We start from the raw sequence: 18,181 nt of genomic DNA on the forward strand, positions 1-18,181 counted from the left end.
GTTCATACCTGCCTTGAGTTTAAAGGGGATGATTGATCGGCAACCTAATAAGAAACTCAGCACCTTCGCCTTCACGACTCGCTACACTCATCTCGCCACCATGTCCCTTGGTGACAATGTCGTAGCTCAAACTCAACCCTAACCCAGTGCCCTCGCCTGTAGGCTTTGTCGTAAAAAATGGGTGAAATATTTTCTGTAGTATGCTTTCAGGGATGCCCATACCGTTATCTGCCGTTCGAATTTCAACCTGCCCATTTCGAAAGCGAGTACTAACGGTGACTCTTGGATAATAGGCGCTCGCTTCTCCCCTTTGCTTAGCCTGATCCTGAACGGAATAAAAGGCATTGTTATACAGATTCAGGAGTACTCGGCCCATATCCTGGGCCACAATATCAACCTTACCTAAGGTAGGATCTAAATTTGTTACCAGCTCACAGGTAAAACCCTTGTTTTTGGCCCGCTGCCCCTGATAGGCCAGCCTTAGATATTCCTCGGCGAGGTCGTTGATATTCGTAGAAGTTCGCTCACCTGTGGAAGCCCGGCTATGCTCCAACATGCTTTTAACAATGGCTCCAGCCCGTTTGCCATGATGCGTAATCTTCTGGAGATTTTGGGTTAAATCGTCGCTGATATCCAGTGCATCATCGGTTCGTCCGGCCAGAATTTCTTCCCTGAGTTCATTCACTAATTCGGTGCTGACCTCCGAAAAATTGTTGACGAAGTTCAGGGGGTTCTGTATCTCGTGGGCAATGCCGGCCGTCAATTCACCCAGACTGGCTAATTTCTCTTTCTGGACAAGCTGGGCTTGGGTGGCTTTTAATTCTGTAAGCGCTTGTTCTGCTTTATCCCGTTGCAGATTGATTTCGTCGCGCTGGTGCTGAAGCAGCACATTGGCTTTTTGTTTATGGCGATTAGTCCGGTATAGCAACAAAGCAATGACTATAAATACCGATATAATGCCCAGCAACACATAAGTTATGATCCTGCTTCGATAAGCCTCCTGTGCCTGTAATAAATCCTGTTGCCTGAGTTTTTCAGTAAACTCAATGTTCTGAAAATTCCTGACTTTTTCTGCGCTCTCTAAACTGTCTTTAGCCACGGAGGCCAGTTTGAAGTAAACTAACGCCTGTTGCGGATTGGCGGTCTCATACAGCTCTGACAGTAGTTTGCCCGCATTGAGAATATTGACCGGTGTATTGGCTGCCTGCGCTAGTTGTAATGACTGTTTTGCGTAGCCAATTGCAGAATCTGGCTGATTGAGTTTTCGAAAGACCTCCGCCATTTCGAGATAGGTCAAACTGAGCGTGCGGTCATTTCTGACGGCAACAGACGTAGGGATACTTTTTTTGTAGTAGGTCAGCGCCAGTGCGTTTTTCCCCATCCGCTTGTAAATATTGCCCAGATTAATCAGCTCAATTTGAGCATCACTTGTGTTGAGTCGAAGCGTCAGTTCGTAGGCGGCCCGCGTGTAAACAAGAGCCGAATCCAACCGATTCAGGAAGGCATAGTCAGCACCAATGTTCGACAGCGCTGTGCGCGTCAAATCTGTATTGCCCAGTTGCTCGGCAAGTGCACGCGTCTTTTTAAAGTAGTCAATGGCTTTGCGCGAATCCTTCCGTTCAGAATATAAAACACCGATGTTATTATACGTTCGGGCTAGAGCGTCAATATCGTTGATTGCTTCGGCAACCTGGACGGACTCCAGATGGGCTTCAAGCGCTTTCGCATAGTTGCCAGTAATTCGTAAAATAGCTCCGATTCGATTCAGGATACGAGCCTCTCCTCGCTTAAACCCAATTTTTCGGGATATAGTAAGCCCGTCCTGAGCTAGCTGAATAGCCTCAAACGGTTTCGAATACATTAAGGAACGACCTAGTTGATCGAGTATCAGTACACGGGTAGTGTCGGCAAGAGGCTGAGAAAGTCGCTGCGTAAGGCTGTCGGATAGACTTTGCTGGGCAAAGGCTCCCTGACACCACAACCAGATAAAGACAAGGAATTTGATGGACTTCATACCCGCGAAGGAATGCTGCTTTATAAAGTTAAGCGAAGCAAGTTTCGGCTATTTTTACTGAAAATCAACCAGATCCATGAAAAGTAGTCTCCTGCTTGTACTTTTATTTTTTTATGGTCGCTCAGTTTCTGCTCAGAAGTCTACTAAGCCTTCCTCTCCGCCCAGACTGCACGTAATTTACATGCTCGAGCAGGAAGATCGTAATCTTGGTCTGATAAACCTTCGCAACGAAGAACTCATGAACCAGATCACCAAAACAGTAGAATGGGGATTGGGATATCCAATGAAACTAACCTACCTGTCGAAGAAAGATTTCACCCGTACCGCACTCAATAAAACCATTTCGTCGCTCAAGACGGGTGCCAAAGACATTATTATCCTATATTATTCGGGGTTTGGAATTATGTCGCCCCAAAACACGGGTAATTTCGCCAATTGGAAACTAAAGGACGCGGCTGTAGAAGGTTTATCAGTTAGCGAAGTACAAAAGTGGCTGTTAGCAAAGAATGTACATCTACGCCTGCTGATTGCTGATTGCAGTGCTCAATTCGTGATAAAAGACAATATTCAGGGTACTATTGGTTTAGACAAACGGGACCCAAGAAAGCAGATTATTCAACAATTATTTCTGAATAACTGTGGCCTGGTGAAAATGGGTAGTTCGTTACCTCTGGTTCCATCCTGGATGGATGACGAGGGGTCAGTTTTCACAAAATCATTAAATAGCGCCTTCCAGGAACTGTTATTAACCAATAAGCCAGCAGAAATAGCAACGGTTTCGTTTCAGCGGTTGATCACCCGTACAGAAAGCTATGTGCATGTTGGTTTAGCTGGAAAACCATTTAATCAGGCCCCCGTGCTGGAAATAAAATCGTGCCGTACCACTATTCTACCCATTGTACAGCGGGCGTCGATCGACCCAATAGCCACCGAAACGCTCAATAGCCTGCTGAATGCTATGGCAACGAATCGGGATTCACTCCAACGAATCCCGATTCGTGAGCAACTCCTGGGGCTGAGTCAGGTTGATGCTATGGTAGAAGTCGGTCGATTCTTTCTGCCTGATGATAGTTTTATATGGAAGGAAGAGGAAAGACTCCATAAAAAATGCACCCTGAACGAGTACCTGGATCAGCTAAACAAGCCCCTGAGTTACGTTGAGGATGGTAAATCAATTGAACTTATAGGCATATTGAAAACAATATCCATAACGACTAAAGAGGTCGATCCATCGGTGCCGAAGCCGATTAAAAGCTTGACAATTCGTGAAGAGTATATAAGATAGTCACGTCTAAACCTGCACCGATGAAATCAATTTTTCTGTTCTTGCTCTTACCATTCTGGCTGTATGGACAGGGGCTGCATAACGACGATACCAAGTACCAGAATTTACTTCAGAAGCGCTCTGGCCAGGCAATTAACAAACTACCGCCCCGGGTCGATTTGTCTGCGTATGTTCCCTCGGTTATTAATCAGGGAGAGAATGGAACCTGCGTAGCCGTATCAGTAGGCTACTACATGCGTACCCTGTTAGAAGCTCAAAAGAGGGGACTAACCGACAAAAAGGCGATTGATGCACTCCGGTTTTCTCCCTCTTATCTCTACAACAACGTCAAAGACGCAGGTGATACCGATTGCACAGGAGGACTCGATATTGGTGACGCTCTGGAGTATATTAAACAAAACGGCCTACCCTTACTGTGGGAGGCTCCTTTTCCGAACTGCCAGCAACCAACTGCCATGAAGGTTAACCCAGACTCCAGAATATTGGATTACGTGAAGTTGTTCGGGTTGTCGGATGAACAACAAGCGAAGACATTAGCTACCAAAAAAGCACTGTCGGAGCTTTCACCGGTTGTCGTCGGGATGCAAACGACTCCTTCGATGAATAACCTGTCCCTCCGTAATACGCTTGGGTCACGAACAAAGACCTTTTTACCCTGGGTACATTCGGGGAACGCACGAGCTAATTTTACGCGCTGGCAACCCGAATTATCAACGTCACTAAGCATTGGCCATGCCATGTGCATAGTTGGTTACGACGATACCATGTTTGGTAAGGGGGCGTTTAAACTGGTCAATAGCTGGGGAAGTACCTGGGGAGATAAAGGCTATTTCTGGATTACCTATGCTGACTTTAATCAATATGCCAAATATGGCTATCAGGCTTACCTACAACCCGCTGGCGACAAATCAAACATCATTCTCTCGGCCGATTTAACCATTTCGCTGGCTACGTTCGTGACCGGTACCGAAGAAGCTGTTGAGCGAACAAAAGCGGGTACAGAACTGGCAGCTTACTCGGTTATAAGACCTCAGCGAACAGGTACGCCGTTTATATTCAGTGTTGCCGTATCGAAGCAAACGTACCTCTATCTGATTACGGCTAATGCAACCGATAGTGTAACTACCAGGCTCTTTCCTGAAGATGGCTTTAGTCCGCTTATCGGTCGCGATACCCGGATGGATTTACCAAAAGACAAGCTGCTAAGGCTTGAAGGGAGTACAGGTCTGGAATATTGGCTGTTTCTGTTCTCGGAAACAGCGATCAACATAGATGACTATGTCAAAAAAATAAACGAACAAAAAGGATCCTTCTCCAGCCGTGTTCTGGCGGCTTTTGGGAGCGCCTTAACTCCTTATCAACAAGTTAATTACAAAGAGAAGAAAATGGGATTTTTCCTGACGAATCAAAATCGGGGCCGTATTGTACCGCTATTGGTAGGCATGAACCATATAAACTGATTATACCTTTCTGGCGCGGGAGCCAATCAAATAGCCAATGATGACTCCAATAACTATACCTATACCTACAGACAGGAAGTCAATTCCAGATGAATTTCCACTTCCGGTATCTCGGTGTGCCTGAGCAAATGCAACTACGGTTAGTAAAAAAAAGCAAGCCAGAGAGAGCGTTAATTTTTTCATAGTTTGATCGAGTTGATGTAACTGTGTCTTCCCAGGACAATAAACGAATTTTTTCTCTCAGTATACCTATCCATTAATTAGTTAAGCTAATCAATCCGCTGCCCCCGTGTAGGCGTAGATAGCTTACCATGCAAACAATTAAAATTATTTTGGTCGTGTTGGGGTGGTTGATTCCCCTAGTAGGTTTAGCACAACGCATCGACAATACGGCGTCGTTTCGGCAAATGGGCTCCGATAACTACTTCCGGCTACATTACGACAACGATTATTTCACGACCACTGACTATTACTATACACAGGGCTACAATTTTGAAGTCGTCAATCCGGCGCTCCGTAAAAATCCCCTTACGAAGCTGCTCATTAAAGCCAGAGCTAGCCACGTGCAGTACGGTCTGGCACTCGAGCATTTCGGCTTTACACCCACTACAATCCAAAGCGACGCCATCTTGGTTGGTGACCGTCCTTTTGCGGGCTGTATTCTGCTCAAAACGTTCAGTATAGCAACTGATACGTTGCGCCGGGTCAGAGTATCGTCGGTGTTGAGCACCGGAATGATTGGATCTGTTGCTTTTGGGGGCGAAATGCAGGCGGCTATTCATCGACTCATAAATGGTGTTGAACCCCACGGCTGGCAGCATCAGATTCGCAACGACGTGATTCTGAATTACAACCTCAATTACGAGAAACAACTCTATGCCTATCGGAATGCGCTGTCGGTCAGCGCTAATGCGCAGGCACAGGTTGGCACCTTCGCGGATCGGTTGCAAACGGGGTTTGTGGTGATGGCAGGTCGGTTCGATTCGTCGTTTGGTACTACCTCGACCCAAAGGCGGTTACCGCTTCAACTGTATGTATATGCCCAACCGCTGGTCAGTTTAGTCGGCTACGATGCCACTCTGCAAGGCGGCCTGTTTAACCGCACCAGCCCGTACGTGATTCCTACCGACCAACTGGCGCGCACTACCTTTCAGGCGAACTATGGAGCTGTGCTCCGGTACAAAAAACTGTATCTGGAATATTATCAGTCCTTGCTGACCCGAGAGTTTGAAACGGGCAAGCCCCACCGTTGGGGTGGTATTAAAATCGGTGTATCATTCGGTACATTTGCCCAATAGACAACCCTATTGAGTTCAACGGACTGCCCAAGGGCGAAAGTTAGTAACTCATTGTCTGGTACCTAACACGACATGAAGCCAACAACAGTGCTTATTTCCGGGGCAAGTATTGCCGGCCCCACCCTGGCCTTCTGGCTTACTCGTTTTGGCTTTCAAACCACCATAGTGGAACGGGCAGACTCACTCAGACTGGGTGGCCAGAATATTGACATAACCGGGGCCGCCCAAAAAATTGTCCAATTGATGGGTATCGAAGACGACATTCGTGCGGCAAACACAGGTGAGTTGGGCGTATGTTTCGTAGATGAACACAACATTAGTAAAGCCGAACTCCCGAAAGGTGAATCAACTGTAGGAACTCGTGAACTGGAGATTCTTCGGGGAGATCTGGCTAAACTGCTTTTCGACCTGACGAAAGATAAGGTCGAGTATATATTTGGCACACAGATCGTTCAGTTGACGGAAGGAAAAACTGGCGTTACTGTAGCATTTCAGAACGGTATTGAACGGCAGTTTGACCTTGTCATTTGTGCAGACGGCATCCGTTCAAAAACGCGTACGTTACTCTTTGGGGATGAACCCACTATTCGGCCGTTAGGTCTTTACATTTCGTATTTTACCATTCCACGCTCAGCAACCGATACGAACTGGGCACGTTGGTACAACGCACCAGGGTCACGGGTAATCTTCATTCGGCCAGACAACGAAGGCACAACCCGGGTTTCCTTTTCATTTTTGTCAGACCCGAAAGGATACGAACGATTGCCAGTTTCTGAGCAGAAGGAAATTCTAAAAAAGAAGTTTGCCGATGCAGGCTGGGAGGCACCCCGAATTCTAGCCGAACTCGATGCCAACCAGGATATTTATTTTGATAGCATCAGTCAGGTGATGGCCCCTCGATGGTCGGAGGGTCGATGTGCTATGGTGGGAGATGCCGCCTTTTGCCCTTCTCCCCTTAGTGGAATGGGAACCAGTCTTGCCATTGTAGGAGCTTATGTGCTTGCCGGTGAATTAGCAAGAAACGCCGATTACAGGCAAGCGTTTGCTGCCTATGAAAGCCTCCTGCGTCCCTATGTCAATCAGGTGCAGAAGTTGCCTCCGGGCGCACCCTGGGCAGCACATCCAAAAACCAAATTCGGCATCTCTTTATTTTACGCAGGAATTAGGCTCATTTCCAGCCGGTTGGTCAAACGAATTTCCGATTTGTTTAGTAGTAAAACTAAAGATCCAACCGAAGATAAAATCATACTCCCTGATTACTGGAAAAACACGAGCGTCTGACAATAAATTGACTCGGTAGTTATAAAAACTTACTAACCACTGCAATTTGGAGCTGGTTGGGCCATCCTCTCTTCCCGTATACACAACTTTATAAGGTCAATAATCGCATGACCTGAAACGATGCTCGTTTCATATAATCGGCGGCATTTGCGATGGCTTCTTCTAAACTGGCTGGGCCGGGCATGATGGAAAAGGCACTTGTCAAACCCAGCTCAACCAGTTCATCTGGCTTGAGTTGTAAAGAGCCACACAACGCTACTACGGGAATACCTCGTTCTCCCGCCAATCGGGTAATTCCTGCAATGAGTTTACCCTGTAAGGTCTGATTGTCGATCCGCCCTTCGCCCGTGAGAACGAGGTCTACGCCCGCCATTTTTTCGGCCAACTGGGTATCTTTCATCAGCAGATTAACCCCTTCGGTCAGGCGACCCTTCAGGAATAAAACAGCACCGGCACCTAATCCACCCGCGGCACCCGCACCAGGCATGTCGGCTAAATCAATGGCAAACTGGTCATGAACAATCTTCGCCCAGTGTTTCATTCCCGCATCCAGTCTGGGCAAATCAGCCGGTTTGGCTCCTTTCTGAGGACCGTATATATATGTTGCCCCTTGTGGGCCGACCAGCGGATTCGTGACATCACAGGCGACTTCGACCATTCCTTCCCAGGCAGATTCAGGTGGAATAATCGTCTGGATTTCGCCCAGATTCCCCCCACAGGGGCGTAATAGCTGGCCTGATTGATCAAGAAATTGCCAACCCAACGCAGCTGCCATGCCCGTTCCGGCATCGTTGGTAGCACTACCGCCAATTCCCAGCACAATTCGTTCAACCCCTTGCTGGATGGCGTGCGCGATCAATTCACCAGTGCCAAATGTATTGGCCTGAAATGGGTCGAGCTCTGCAAATTGAAGCAATCGCAGGCCCGATGCCTGGGCCATCTCGATAAACGCAGTTTTACCATCACCCGAAATACCGTAACCCGCTTCGACCGGATGGCCCAGCGGGCCCTGAACGGTTAGGGTATGCCATACGCCCTGGGTAACCTGTGTAAGTACATCGGCCGTACCTTCTCCCCCATCCGCCATTGGAACAGATAACACTTCGGCCGTTGGATTGGCCAGTAAAATCCCTTCGGCCATTGCCGCACATACTTCCGAAGCAGTCAGAGAACCCTTGAACTTGTCCGGCGCCAGTAAAATCTTCATTGTCAATAATTGTGTATCCTTTGGTTAGTGAGTAAGTTGGCAGCCAATTCGATTTACTGCCTTCTCTAGAATTATGTCCTTACTTAAAGCAGCCATTATTGGTGGTGGCAATATTGCCGATACGAATCATATTCCCGCGCTTAACCAGTTATCCGATCAGGTTGAGGTTGTAGCCGTTTGCAGCCGCGACTTAACAAAAGCCCGTGCCCTGGCCGACAAACATGGTATTACCAACGCCTTTGCGGATACTGGCGAACTATACAGTCAGTGCGCACCGGATGTGGTAGTCATTTGCACGCCCAACAACCTTCACTATCCACAAACGATGGAGGCCCTGAACCACAACTGTCACGTTCTCTGCGAGAAGCCCCCTGCTATACATGCTAAAAACGCCCGCGAAATGGCCGAACTGGCCGCTCAGAAAGGCCTTGTTCTGGCGTATAATTTCCAGCTTCGGCAAACGAGTGAATGGGCGTTATTGACGCGCTGCAAAGATGATGGACTGTTGGGCGAAATCTATCATATCAAAGCACATTTTCTTCGTCGGCGGGGAATTCCGGGCTGGGGTTATTTCACCAATAAGGCCATGCAGGGTGGTGGCGCATTAATGGACCTGGGCGTTCACGTGCTGGACTTGGCCTTGTGTGCTCTCGGTTACCCTACTCCCGATCAGGTTTTGGGGAATACATACGATTTTATTGGAAAAGCTGGTGGCAAAGGATTACTGGGTGCCTGGAATCCCGCTACGTTTGAGGTTGAAGATGCAGCAACAGCCTACATTTCGTTTCCCAACAAAGCGTCGATCATGCTGTCGGCTTCGTTTGCGCTCAATACGCAGGTGGATAAGGATCGCAATCTGGAACTGTTTGGCAGTAAAGGCGGGGTAAAGTTATTTCCGTTCAGCCTTCATACCGAAGTGGCTGGCGAGCTGGCCGATATTCAATTTCCGTATCTGGAGGAAGTTGATATTCAACTGAAAAACACAGCCGCTTTTCTGGATGCATGCCATGGCAAACCGTCAAACGTTTGTACGGCGGAACAAGGCGCCATTTTACAGGAAATCATCGAACGGATTTACCAATCGGCAGAGCGTTAATCGTATCTAGTCAAAGTGGTCGGAGATGGTCAGAGTAGTTCTTCTAACTATCTATAACTACTCTGACCATCTCCGACCACTTTGACTATCTATGACCACTTTTGACTACACCAGCTCTTTCTTCGAGCGTAGCCACTCGGGTTTGGTAGTCGTTACGCAGGCTTTTAATTCATTTAGCATGGCATACAGACCGTAGTAGGTTCGGTTCACGTACAGGCCGTCCTGGGATCCTCTGGCTACTTTTGAATTTTTCAATTCCTGCACATTGGTCAGCCCTTCGGCAAAGGCATAGACTTTCGTAAAGTACGAATCGTCGCCAAAATCAAAGGAATCGACGGCAAAGGGTTCAGCCAGCATGAGGGTCATTTCTTTAAATAAATCAGAGAAAAATACCCGCTCTTTCGGCGAATCAGCATCCGTCAGGAACTCCAGATTTTCAAAAATCTCTTCGGTGAGATCGGGGTCTTCGAGTGTATCAGGATTGACAAGCCGGAAGTAGTTATCGTAATAAAAATCCGGAATCACCTTTACACAACCGAAGTCGATAACGCCCATTGTCCCATCTGCCCGCATCAGGAAATTACCCGGATGCGGATCGGCATGAACCTGTCGGAGCGAATGAATCTGAAAATCATAAAAGTCCCACAGTGCCTGCCCAATACGGTTCCGAACAGCCTGAGAAGGGTTGGTTTTCAGAAACTCTTTCAGATGAAGCCCATCGAGCCAGTCCATGGTCAGGATCCGCTTGGAGGATAATTCGGGGTAGTATTTCGGGAATACCAGATCAGGAATATGCGCACAGGCCTCAGAAATATCAATTGACCGGCGAAGTTCCAGATCATAATCCGTTTCCTCCAGCAGTTTCGACTCTACTTCACCCATGTAGCGGTCAATATCGCGCTCATTCAAATTCAATAGTCGAACAGCCAGTGGTTTGGCAATCTTTAAATCAGAACTGACGGCATCGGCAACACCCGGATACTGGACCTTAACCGCCAGCTTTTTACCGTCTTTAAAGGCCTGGTGCACTTGTCCGATACTAGCCGCATTCACCGCCTGAATATCGAACTTATCGAATAATTGTGCGGGTGTCTTGCCAAAATAGGTCTTGAACGTTTTCACCACAAGCGGCCCCGACAACGGAGGAGCTGAGTACTGCGCCATGGTAAACTTATCGGAATAAGCCACGGGAAGCAGGCCCCGGTCCATGCTCAGCATCTGGGCCATTTTCAGAGCTGAGCCTTTCAGCTCACTGAGTGCGTCGTAAATATCGGCCGCATTGTCTTTGTGCAGTTCATCCTTCGACAAACTCGGGTCGAGTAGCTTTTTGCTGTAATGCTTAATATAATTCCCGCCCACTTTTACTCCGGCTTTCACAAACTGGCTGGCACGGGCAACTTTGGTGGTCGGAACGGAGGTTTGGCTTTTCATAATGTAAAATGATCAATGCATAATGTATAATGCACCGGGCTCTTTGCCATTGTCCATTTTACATTATGCATTACACATTAATTATTTATTTTGGTACATAAACTTGGCGAAATCGAACAGGGTATCCAGGGGCGAACGGCCAATGAGGTCGAAGGCGGTATTGACTGATTTTTCGATAGCCGAATCAGTTTTTTCAAAGTTTTTGCTCACATCGCGTACCCAGAAGTCCAGCAGGTAGAGGGTCTGGCCCCATAGTGCGTTCGGATAACGGTCGGTGATAAATGGGCGGGGTTCTACTTCTTTACTTTCCCGGCCTTCGGCCAGCAAATCGCGGGCATAATCAAAAAACTCCTCTTTGAATAAGCTAAGCACCTGCGATTGGTTCGTACGCCCAAAGCCTTGTACTTTCCTCCCCATGCTCCCTGTCCCTTGCTCCATGCCCATACGTCCATAGCTATATACGACAAAACTGCGCTGGGCTTTTAGTAACTCGATCCAGGTGTAATAGAAGGCCAGCAGTTTCTCCCGAACAGAGTAGCCCTGATAGGTTTCGTCGGCTTCAACAGTTGTTTTGGCTTCTTTAAACAAAGTAAGCCAGATGTCGGCTTCAATGGCATCAAAGGATGCATACTCGGTATAGAAGTCGGCTTCGGCAATTTTCAATTTCTTGACAAACTGGAAGACAGAGGTGGGTTGTTTCCCGTTTTCAAGTACGTACTCCGTGTAGGCTTTACGGATTTTTTCGAGCGTTTCCATATACAAGAGCAACGGTCTGTACATCAGAAAAGTTTGTCAACCTTTCCACAATATCCTACTGTTTACATCTGTTTTTCTTGTAAATTTCGGATACAATTTGTCCTATTGATTTTCGCATGAAGAACTGCTCTGTTTTCCTGCTTCTTTTATTGGGCGTTGGTCTGGTTTCTCCGGCAATTGCTCAACAAGCTTATGAAATAGCCATCAACAAACCAGCCGAAATCAATGGCATTGAATACGGCTATACAATTCGTAACGAATGCAAAAAAGAACTGAGTCACTTAGGTACGTTCAAACGGTACGAACTTACGGTCTATGCCACTAATAAAAGTGGAGTGACTAAACTCTTCAATCCCCGGCAAACGTCTTTTGGTGTGCGGGATCAGGACCTGCTGGCCCGGTTCGACTGTTTAAATGCAACGGGAGCGAAACTGACTTCGAAAACAATTACCCTCCGTGCCCGACCAACGTCAACCTCCTACACAGCCTCGGCTAAAAATATGGATGGAGGAGAGGGCAAAACCCTTTCGACCACGTTACCTACCCAGCCAAGTCACACCTTTGAAAATGGCGAAACGCTAACCAATAACATCGTTGTGATTGTACCCGATGGAGAAGAGCCTCACCTACAGGTTCGTATCAAGTCTCTCGATAAGTCCCCTATCCGATAGCCTGCTTTCGAAATTCTTTAATTTTTTTTCCGAACTTCGCCTTTCAGTTATCGTATTTGTCACTAGAAGCCGTACTCATGAACTTGTCAACCCGCTTTACTCTATTCTGCATTGTATGCCTGAGCACAGGTCTATTGATAAATAGCCAGTGTTTTGGCCAGTATGGGGGCTATGGAGGGGGTGGATACGGTGGTGGCATGGGGGGCCGGATGGGCGGTATGAGTGGTATGAATCAGCAGCAGATGCCCAGCAGCCCACGCTCCTCGGTACCGAATATTGCTGGTGATATGGCCATGAAGGAAACTAAATGGCTGAAAGATCACCTGTCTCTGACCAAAGATCAGTTGAAAGAAGTCAAACACCTCAACAATGAATACGCCAGCCAGCAACAGGATGCTATCAAAGATATTGTTGGTGCCAGTGGCGGTGGTCGGCCTTCTCCCGAAACGATCAAACAGATCCGGGAAGTGATGCTGATGTTCAATGAAGAAAAAGAAGAAAAACTAAAGCCTATCCTTACGCCCGAACAATGGACTATGTATCAGTCCCAAAAACCGGATATGCAGAAGGAAATTGGTGGATTCCGGCCACCCGCCCCTAAGAAAGACTCGCTGAGCAAGGCACCCAGCCAACCCTAGTTCCATACAATCATTTTTGCTGATCCAGGCTAATTTTCCTTAAGTCAATAAGTCTAATTGCTGATTTACTACGTAAGTGTGGCGGTAACCCTAATTTTACTCGCCCTGCTTATGAAACGCTTATTAATTTTACTTTTCCTACTCAGTTGCTCAAGCCATACTGGATTCTCGCAGAAAGCCACAAGTCTGCACCAGGCCATTCGGTATATTAAACTAGCCATTACCCTTCGGGAAGTCGATAAGCCGGATGCCTCCATCAACCTGCTCCAACGGGCTTTACCCGCAACAAAAACGAGTAGTTTGTATTGGGAAGCCGTCACCAATGAGCTATTAGGCCTTTCGTACCAGGATCTGAAGGATACAACTACAGCCTTACGCTACCTCGAACGGGCTGGTGCTCAGTATCTCAAACTCAAGTATGTGGCCAGTGCCTGGGGTGTCAATGAAATTGCCCGAAGTCTGTCGAATAAAAATCTGTATGCTGGTATCCAGATTGGTTTGTCAAGCATTAAACTGGCGATCCTCAAAACGAAATACGAAACTGATTTTTATGAGAAAGACATAAAGTCGATTGCGGATATTGCCAACCCTTCTCAAACGTTGTTCGCTGATGCATCGGGTGGGTTTCGGGCGGAGCAGGATGCGTTACGATCCTGTCTGGACTCCATTAAGCGGTACAACATTCCGAATGAGCGCGTCTTTATCGTTCTGAGTAACGACGTCCGGGAGGAATTGGCCCGCAACCCCGACAGCCGCCGAAAAGTGTACGATCAATTGTCGCGGGCACTTCCCAACAGTAATCTAAAAATCGACACCTCATTGACCGCCAACCGGGAAGCGGAGTTATTTACCACGGGAGCAATTCCACGTAAGGTATGGCCTACAACCTCGGCTCTGGACCTCGGCAAGAACAGTACCGTTGGCGGCTATTTCGAACAAGGCTCTACCCCTGCGTCCAAAACGTTTCATGGAATTAACCTCCCAGTTGGTACGAACTCGTTGGTTGCCCAGATCGAAGCCAAACGCTCACTGACTATGGATGCTTACAAAAAGGAAGCGCCACGGGTCATTAAATCAATGGCAGACTCTATTTTTAGCAACCGCTTTACCACCAACAACAAAGGGCTACAACAGCGGAATACAGTAGGCGTTGGTGGGGATATTGTTTGGGCACTGGTTACTTACCTTCATCCTGAACGAGCCAATGTTACGGCTGTCCCTATTACACTAGACGATGTAGAACGGTTTAAACGCCTGGTCCTGACAGACTACAAAGAGCTAACGAAACCTAATCTGAATGCCGTAATTGACCCGGCCACCCGTAGCAAAGTGGAGAAGGACGTAACCACCTTACAAAACTTGCTAACAGAGAAACAACTTATTGCTGGTGCCTTATGGCTGGACTCTATCATGAAAGCGTATTCGTCAACTTCAAGCCCAAAACGTTTCGTATTTGTCCGAAATGCGGATATTGGCTGGGTAACCGGCAAGTTTTTAGAAACGATCAATTATGAATACGAGTCTACCATTGCAAAAGGGGCATTGTACACACGATAGAATTAACTTACTGACCGAATTGAAAATATAAAGACGGGCTGCTTAACTAATTAAAAGCAGCCCGTCTCAGTTAAATCCAGCGTATGGTTGCTAACGTAGCAGTAATCGTAAATTAAATTCAAACCCTGGCAGTACATCTTCACCTGTAATAGGCTGCTCAAAGTTGGTATGCCTACTAATGGTACCATCTGCCCGATAAATCATTACTTCCTCATTTTTAGGATCAATAAGCCAGCCTAATAATACATTATTGGTAATGTATTCCTGCATTTTTTCTTTTGCATTCGCAATTGAATCCGTTGCTGACATTAACTCAACTACAAACTCAGGAGCAATTGGCGGAAACTTCTCTTGTTGACTAGCCGTTAGCGAATCCCAACGGGCATCACTTATCCAGGCAGCATCGGGCGAGCGTACTGCTCCATTCGGGAATTTAAATGCTGTCGATGAGTCAAATACGAGTCCACCAAACGATTCAGACCAAAAATCTAATCTAGATATAATTTTTGTATTTCGATTCCCAGTTTTTCTGCCTGTATTTGGCATAGCAGTAATAATTCCGTTGGGTTCGCGCTCAAATTTCAGATGTTCGTTTTGACGACAAAAATCGTAGAACGCATCATCGTCCATCTGATAATTGGCAAACTCGACGGTTGTAGGCCGTTGTTCTTCCGGTAAATTTGCAATACTGATTGTCATTGCCGTAGTATCTTAACATTGTAAATATAACCAAAATCAATCCAGATCGGCCACATACGCTCCCATTTGCCGTACGGAATAACAGGCAATTCCACGTTGCCTGGCCTCGCCTAAGAGCTTGTCTGTCAGAGGGGTTTTATTCGAATCATCAAAAATAATGTGCCGAGCTACAACGCGACCGTTGAGTTGATCCCAATGCTGTAAGGCATTTCGACGGATGATCAGGTAGTCCACCACAGCCGGTAATCGCCACCGATTTTGACCAGACAGTTTATTAACCAATAAGAGTGTCTTACCATGCCAAACCCACAACGCATACGCAGGTGTTCGGTAGTAGTTAGGTATGTCAGTCAGTGAGTCCACTGCATTGTCGGATCGTTTCACATGGGCAATCGTCAACTCCTTCACACCCCACTGCCCAAAGGTATTTTTGAGATAAAAATCAAACGAACGTGTATCGTTTGTATCCATATCGGTTAGCAGGGTGCTTCGATGGCCATAGGTCAGGCTCACAGCAGTTCGATGGGGTAAAAAATGAACAGCTACTTGTTGCTGATTTTGCTGACTATACTCCTCCCAACCGGTTATCATCGCCAGTAAAACCGCAGCCGCAGCCGTTGCCCAAACATAAACACGATTTCGGGTTAACAATAGAGCCGCACCACATAGAATAACCGTATAAATCAGGAGCATGGCTATAGGTGATAGCCAGAGCCCATCCCAGGCCGCACCGGGCAATTGACCCGTCTTGGTAACGGCGTAGTTGAGCAACCAGGCCGTTTTCTGCAACAACCACCCTACTGTATCATTCAGATAAGGAACCCAACTACAAGCTAAGGTAGCCATAGCCAATGGCAACAGAATCTCCGACATCACGATGACAATCGGATTCGCCACTAGAAAATACGTTGGAAACTGGTGAAAATAGAAGACACCTAACGGAAACGTAATTAACTGTGCAACAAGGGCAACCGCCGTTAACTCCCAAAGTTTATTTGCCCATTTATAACGAAAGGTTATTGACTGATAGAGCGAAGACTGCCAGGCACTAATGCCCGCCACAGCCAGGTAAGACAACTGAAATCCCGCCGAAAATAAGGCGTAAGGATCAAAGCAAAGGATGAAAAATGCGGATGCCCCTAACGTATTCGGGATCTGCTGTTGCCGACCCGACGCATTGGCCAGAATCACCATCGTAAACATGGCCGCTGACCGAAGCACAGGGGGCGAAAAACCCGTGACAAGAGCATAAAACCACAAAATGGCTAGTTGAAGGCCAGCCATCAGAAGTTTACCATGCCGTCGTTTAGCCAGAAAGCCAAGCAATACGGTTAGCACCTGAAACAGAATACCCACGTGCAAACCCGATACGGATAAAATATGTACGGCTCCTGCTGCCGAATACGCCCGGTAGAGCTCAGTGTCAAGGTCATCCCGACTACCCAGAATCATCGCGTTCACAATTCCATATTCGGCTCGGGCACCTACCTGATGGGTAAACACACTATCGGCCCAGCGATTCACACGGGTGGCCAGTTGAGTAATTCGGTTGGGAGGGTCCAGCCCCAGAATCTGCCGTTGGAAGGGGCGCAGGTATTGCTGGTGATAAATATTCCGGTAGCTGAGGTACCGTTTGTAATTAAACTCACCAGGATTCAGTGGCGGATCAATGGGCCGGGGTGAGCCTGATACCAGCCAAACCTCGCCATAGCGCGGCATAGGCTGGTCCGCCTTGTCGAGGTACACAATTACCCGACCACTTACAGGCTTCCAGGATGTAGTTGTTGATTGGCTAGACCTTGCAATCGGTTGTTGATCCAGTACCACTTGATGAACTATGGCCCGGCCAAACGTGGCCTGGCGAATTTCCAGTTCAACACGGTAAGTTTTTGACCGCTCCTCTGGCTGAGCCGAAACGACACCTTCGTAGGCTTGTAACGTATCAGCTAAGTGACTGATGTTATCGGGTCGGTTGCTGGCGGTTCGTTGATAGGTAATAGCCCAGCCTAAACCTGCCAGCATAAGTAATCCACCTATACCCGCCCATGATTGGATTGGCCTGCCTATGTTTCCGACTGTACGAAAAAAGCCAGAAATGAACAGTCCCAGGCCTATAACCAGCCCCCAAATGGGTAGCATTGGCCAATTGGGCAGGAACACATAGAGGCTAATACCCGCAATCAGAGCGGCTACATAGCGAACAAATGGCTGACCCTTCATTCCTTAGCATACGCAGAGCCCGGAAGTACCATTTTATAATGCTGGATACCCGCTTCTTCGAACATGGGGCCAACCGCAACGAACCCAAACCCACTATATAGCGGCATCGCTGTTACCTGCGCATGTAAGTAAATGCGCTCGATCGGTTCAGGCTGCTGGCTGAATACGTTATCCAGGACAGCTTGAACTAATGCCTTACCGACACCTTTCCCCCGAAAAGCGGCCAACACAGCGAACCGCTCTAATTTAACACCGTTCGATGTTCGACGCCAACGGGCTGTTCCGCAAGGGATACCTTCTGAAAAGGCTAGAAAATGAGTGCTACTCTCCTCAAACTCATCATATTCTTCCGCTGCCGAAACATGCTGTTCTTCCACAAACACCTTTCGGCGAATAGCAAAGGCAGTGTCAAGATCGGCAGGTGTTGAAATAGGTAAAACGTTAATCATAAAAGAAGTTTGTAGTTTGATGTCTGAAGTTTGACGTTAGCGCGAGTACTCGCTCAGTTTAATTCTTACAGATCCCCTCGGCTCTATATAGTACAAGATGAACAAGAGTATCTAGTAGA

General features: G+C 47.4%; 16 protein-coding genes. 8 read left to right on the plus strand and 8 right to left on the minus strand.

Features of this window, described 5'->3' with window-relative positions; all coding sequences use genetic code 11:
• Positions 1–19 precede the first annotated feature (19 nt).
• Positions 20–2,014 (minus strand): tetratricopeptide repeat-containing sensor histidine kinase, encoded by a 1,995-nt coding sequence (locus tag ACYVGO_RS26665; protein ID WP_460971884.1) that lies wholly within the window; start codon positions 2,012–2,014, stop codon positions 20–22.
• 181 nt (positions 2,015–2,195) lie between these two features.
• Here ACYVGO_RS26665 and ACYVGO_RS26670 point away from each other — a divergent pair, with 181 nt between their 5' ends.
• On the plus strand, positions 2,196–3,299 hold the full coding sequence (locus ACYVGO_RS26670) for a caspase family protein (protein WP_460971885.1): 1,104 nt from the start codon (positions 2,196–2,198) through the stop codon (positions 3,297–3,299).
• Between the two features lie 20 nt (positions 3,300–3,319).
• Positions 3,320–4,759, plus strand: coding sequence for a C1 family peptidase (locus tag ACYVGO_RS26675; protein ID WP_460971886.1), 1,440 nt, complete (start codon positions 3,320–3,322; stop codon positions 4,757–4,759).
• Here the strand turns inward: ACYVGO_RS26675 and ACYVGO_RS26680 are convergent, their stop codons facing one another.
• Positions 4,760–4,942 carry a hypothetical protein gene (locus ACYVGO_RS26680; RefSeq protein WP_142772882.1) on the minus strand — a complete coding sequence of 61 codons (183 nt, stop codon included), beginning with the start codon at positions 4,940–4,942 and terminating at the stop codon, positions 4,760–4,762.
• Positions 4,943–5,070: 128 nt separating this feature from the next.
• On the opposite strand from ACYVGO_RS26680, the gene ACYVGO_RS26685 reads away from it, so the two are divergent.
• On the plus strand, positions 5,071–6,057 hold the full coding sequence (locus ACYVGO_RS26685) for a lipid A deacylase LpxR family protein (RefSeq protein WP_460971887.1): 987 nt from the start codon (positions 5,071–5,073) through the stop codon (positions 6,055–6,057).
• Between the two features lie 72 nt (positions 6,058–6,129).
• A complete protein-coding gene (locus ACYVGO_RS26690; protein ID WP_460971888.1) occupies positions 6,130–7,338 on the plus strand; it encodes an FAD-dependent monooxygenase in 1,209 nt (402 codons plus the stop codon).
• 88 nt (positions 7,339–7,426) lie between these two features.
• Here the strand turns inward: ACYVGO_RS26690 and ACYVGO_RS26695 are convergent, their stop codons facing one another.
• Entirely contained in the window at positions 7,427–8,545 is a 1,119-nt protein-coding gene (locus ACYVGO_RS26695; RefSeq protein ID WP_460971889.1) for a glycerate kinase, read from the minus strand.
• A gap of 73 nt (positions 8,546–8,618) precedes the next feature.
• On the opposite strand from ACYVGO_RS26695, the gene ACYVGO_RS26700 reads away from it, so the two are divergent.
• A complete protein-coding gene (locus ACYVGO_RS26700) occupies positions 8,619–9,641 on the plus strand; it encodes a Gfo/Idh/MocA family protein (RefSeq protein ID WP_460971890.1) in 1,023 nt (340 codons plus the stop codon).
• A 105-nt stretch (positions 9,642–9,746) separates the two neighbouring features.
• Here ACYVGO_RS26700 and ACYVGO_RS26705 read toward each other — a convergent pair whose 3' ends face one another.
• Positions 9,747–11,072, minus strand: a complete 1,326-nt coding sequence (locus tag ACYVGO_RS26705) for an ABC1 kinase family protein (protein ID WP_142772877.1) — start codon at positions 11,070–11,072, stop codon at positions 9,747–9,749.
• A gap of 81 nt (positions 11,073–11,153) precedes the next feature.
• A complete protein-coding gene (locus ACYVGO_RS26710) occupies positions 11,154–11,828 on the minus strand; it encodes a TetR/AcrR family transcriptional regulator (protein WP_142772876.1) in 675 nt (224 codons plus the stop codon).
• A gap of 116 nt (positions 11,829–11,944) precedes the next feature.
• Here ACYVGO_RS26710 and ACYVGO_RS26715 point away from each other — a divergent pair, with 116 nt between their 5' ends.
• The 3 genes from ACYVGO_RS26715 (at position 11,945) to ACYVGO_RS26725 (ending at position 14,694) form a co-directional block, all read left to right on the plus strand.
• Positions 11,945–12,499 carry an ABC transporter permease gene (locus ACYVGO_RS26715; RefSeq protein WP_460971891.1) on the plus strand — a complete coding sequence of 185 codons (555 nt, stop codon included), beginning with the start codon at positions 11,945–11,947 and terminating at the stop codon, positions 12,497–12,499.
• Between the two features lie 77 nt (positions 12,500–12,576).
• Positions 12,577–13,137 (plus strand): hypothetical protein, encoded by a 561-nt coding sequence (locus ACYVGO_RS26720; protein WP_142772874.1) that lies wholly within the window; start codon positions 12,577–12,579, stop codon positions 13,135–13,137.
• A 111-nt stretch (positions 13,138–13,248) separates the two neighbouring features.
• Positions 13,249–14,694, plus strand: coding sequence for a tetratricopeptide repeat protein (locus ACYVGO_RS26725; protein ID WP_460971892.1), 1,446 nt, complete (start codon positions 13,249–13,251; stop codon positions 14,692–14,694).
• 90 nt (positions 14,695–14,784) lie between these two features.
• Here ACYVGO_RS26725 and ACYVGO_RS26730 read toward each other — a convergent pair whose 3' ends face one another.
• From ACYVGO_RS26730 to ACYVGO_RS26740, 3 genes are read right to left on the minus strand one after another with little or no spacing between them, the layout of a single operon-like run.
• Complete coding sequence (locus tag ACYVGO_RS26730; protein ID WP_460971893.1) at positions 14,785–15,393, minus strand: Uma2 family endonuclease; 609 nt, start codon at positions 15,391–15,393, stop codon at positions 14,785–14,787.
• A gap of 36 nt (positions 15,394–15,429) precedes the next feature.
• A complete protein-coding gene (locus ACYVGO_RS26735; protein WP_460971894.1) occupies positions 15,430–17,613 on the minus strand; it encodes a ComEC/Rec2 family competence protein in 2,184 nt (727 codons plus the stop codon).
• Positions 17,610–18,062 (minus strand): GNAT family N-acetyltransferase, encoded by a 453-nt coding sequence (locus ACYVGO_RS26740; RefSeq protein WP_460971895.1) that lies wholly within the window; start codon positions 18,060–18,062, stop codon positions 17,610–17,612. Before ACYVGO_RS26740 ends, ACYVGO_RS26735 begins: the two co-directional genes overlap by 4 nt.
• Positions 18,063–18,181: the final 119 nt, after the last annotated feature.

This window comes from Spirosoma migulaei (assembly GCF_054776855.1).

What these genes read in the sequence shown, in the direction of transcription:
- ACYVGO_RS26710 (WP_142772876.1), bottom strand. Translation starts at nt 11,828, where the DNA reads ATGGAAACGCTCGAAAAAATCCGTAAAGCCTACACGGAGTACGTACTT.
- ACYVGO_RS26715 (WP_460971891.1), top strand. Translation starts at nt 11,945, where the DNA reads ATGAAGAACTGCTCTGTTTTCCTGCTTCTTTTATTGGGCGTTGGTCTG.
- ACYVGO_RS26680 (WP_142772882.1), bottom strand. Translation starts at nt 4,942, where the DNA reads ATGAAAAAATTAACGCTCTCTCTGGCTTGCTTTTTTTTACTAACCGTA.
- ACYVGO_RS26740 (WP_460971895.1), bottom strand. Translation starts at nt 18,062, where the DNA reads ATGATTAACGTTTTACCTATTTCAACACCTGCCGATCTTGACACTGCC.
- ACYVGO_RS26720 (WP_142772874.1), top strand. Translation starts at nt 12,577, where the DNA reads ATGAACTTGTCAACCCGCTTTACTCTATTCTGCATTGTATGCCTGAGC.
- ACYVGO_RS26700 (WP_460971890.1), top strand. Translation starts at nt 8,619, where the DNA reads ATGTCCTTACTTAAAGCAGCCATTATTGGTGGTGGCAATATTGCCGAT.
- ACYVGO_RS26690 (WP_460971888.1), top strand. Translation starts at nt 6,130, where the DNA reads ATGAAGCCAACAACAGTGCTTATTTCCGGGGCAAGTATTGCCGGCCCC.
- ACYVGO_RS26665 (WP_460971884.1), bottom strand. Translation starts at nt 2,014, where the DNA reads ATGAAGTCCATCAAATTCCTTGTCTTTATCTGGTTGTGGTGTCAGGGA.
- ACYVGO_RS26685 (WP_460971887.1), top strand. Translation starts at nt 5,071, where the DNA reads ATGCAAACAATTAAAATTATTTTGGTCGTGTTGGGGTGGTTGATTCCC.
- ACYVGO_RS26735 (WP_460971894.1), bottom strand. Translation starts at nt 17,613, where the DNA reads ATGAAGGGTCAGCCATTTGTTCGCTATGTAGCCGCTCTGATTGCGGGT.
- ACYVGO_RS26675 (WP_460971886.1), top strand. Translation starts at nt 3,320, where the DNA reads ATGAAATCAATTTTTCTGTTCTTGCTCTTACCATTCTGGCTGTATGGA.
- ACYVGO_RS26705 (WP_142772877.1), bottom strand. Translation starts at nt 11,072, where the DNA reads ATGAAAAGCCAAACCTCCGTTCCGACCACCAAAGTTGCCCGTGCCAGC.
- ACYVGO_RS26725 (WP_460971892.1), top strand. Translation starts at nt 13,249, where the DNA reads ATGAAACGCTTATTAATTTTACTTTTCCTACTCAGTTGCTCAAGCCAT.
- ACYVGO_RS26670 (WP_460971885.1), top strand. Translation starts at nt 2,196, where the DNA reads ATGCTCGAGCAGGAAGATCGTAATCTTGGTCTGATAAACCTTCGCAAC.
- ACYVGO_RS26695 (WP_460971889.1), bottom strand. Translation starts at nt 8,545, where the DNA reads ATGAAGATTTTACTGGCGCCGGACAAGTTCAAGGGTTCTCTGACTGCT.
- ACYVGO_RS26730 (WP_460971893.1), bottom strand. Translation starts at nt 15,393, where the DNA reads ATGACAATCAGTATTGCAAATTTACCGGAAGAACAACGGCCTACAACC.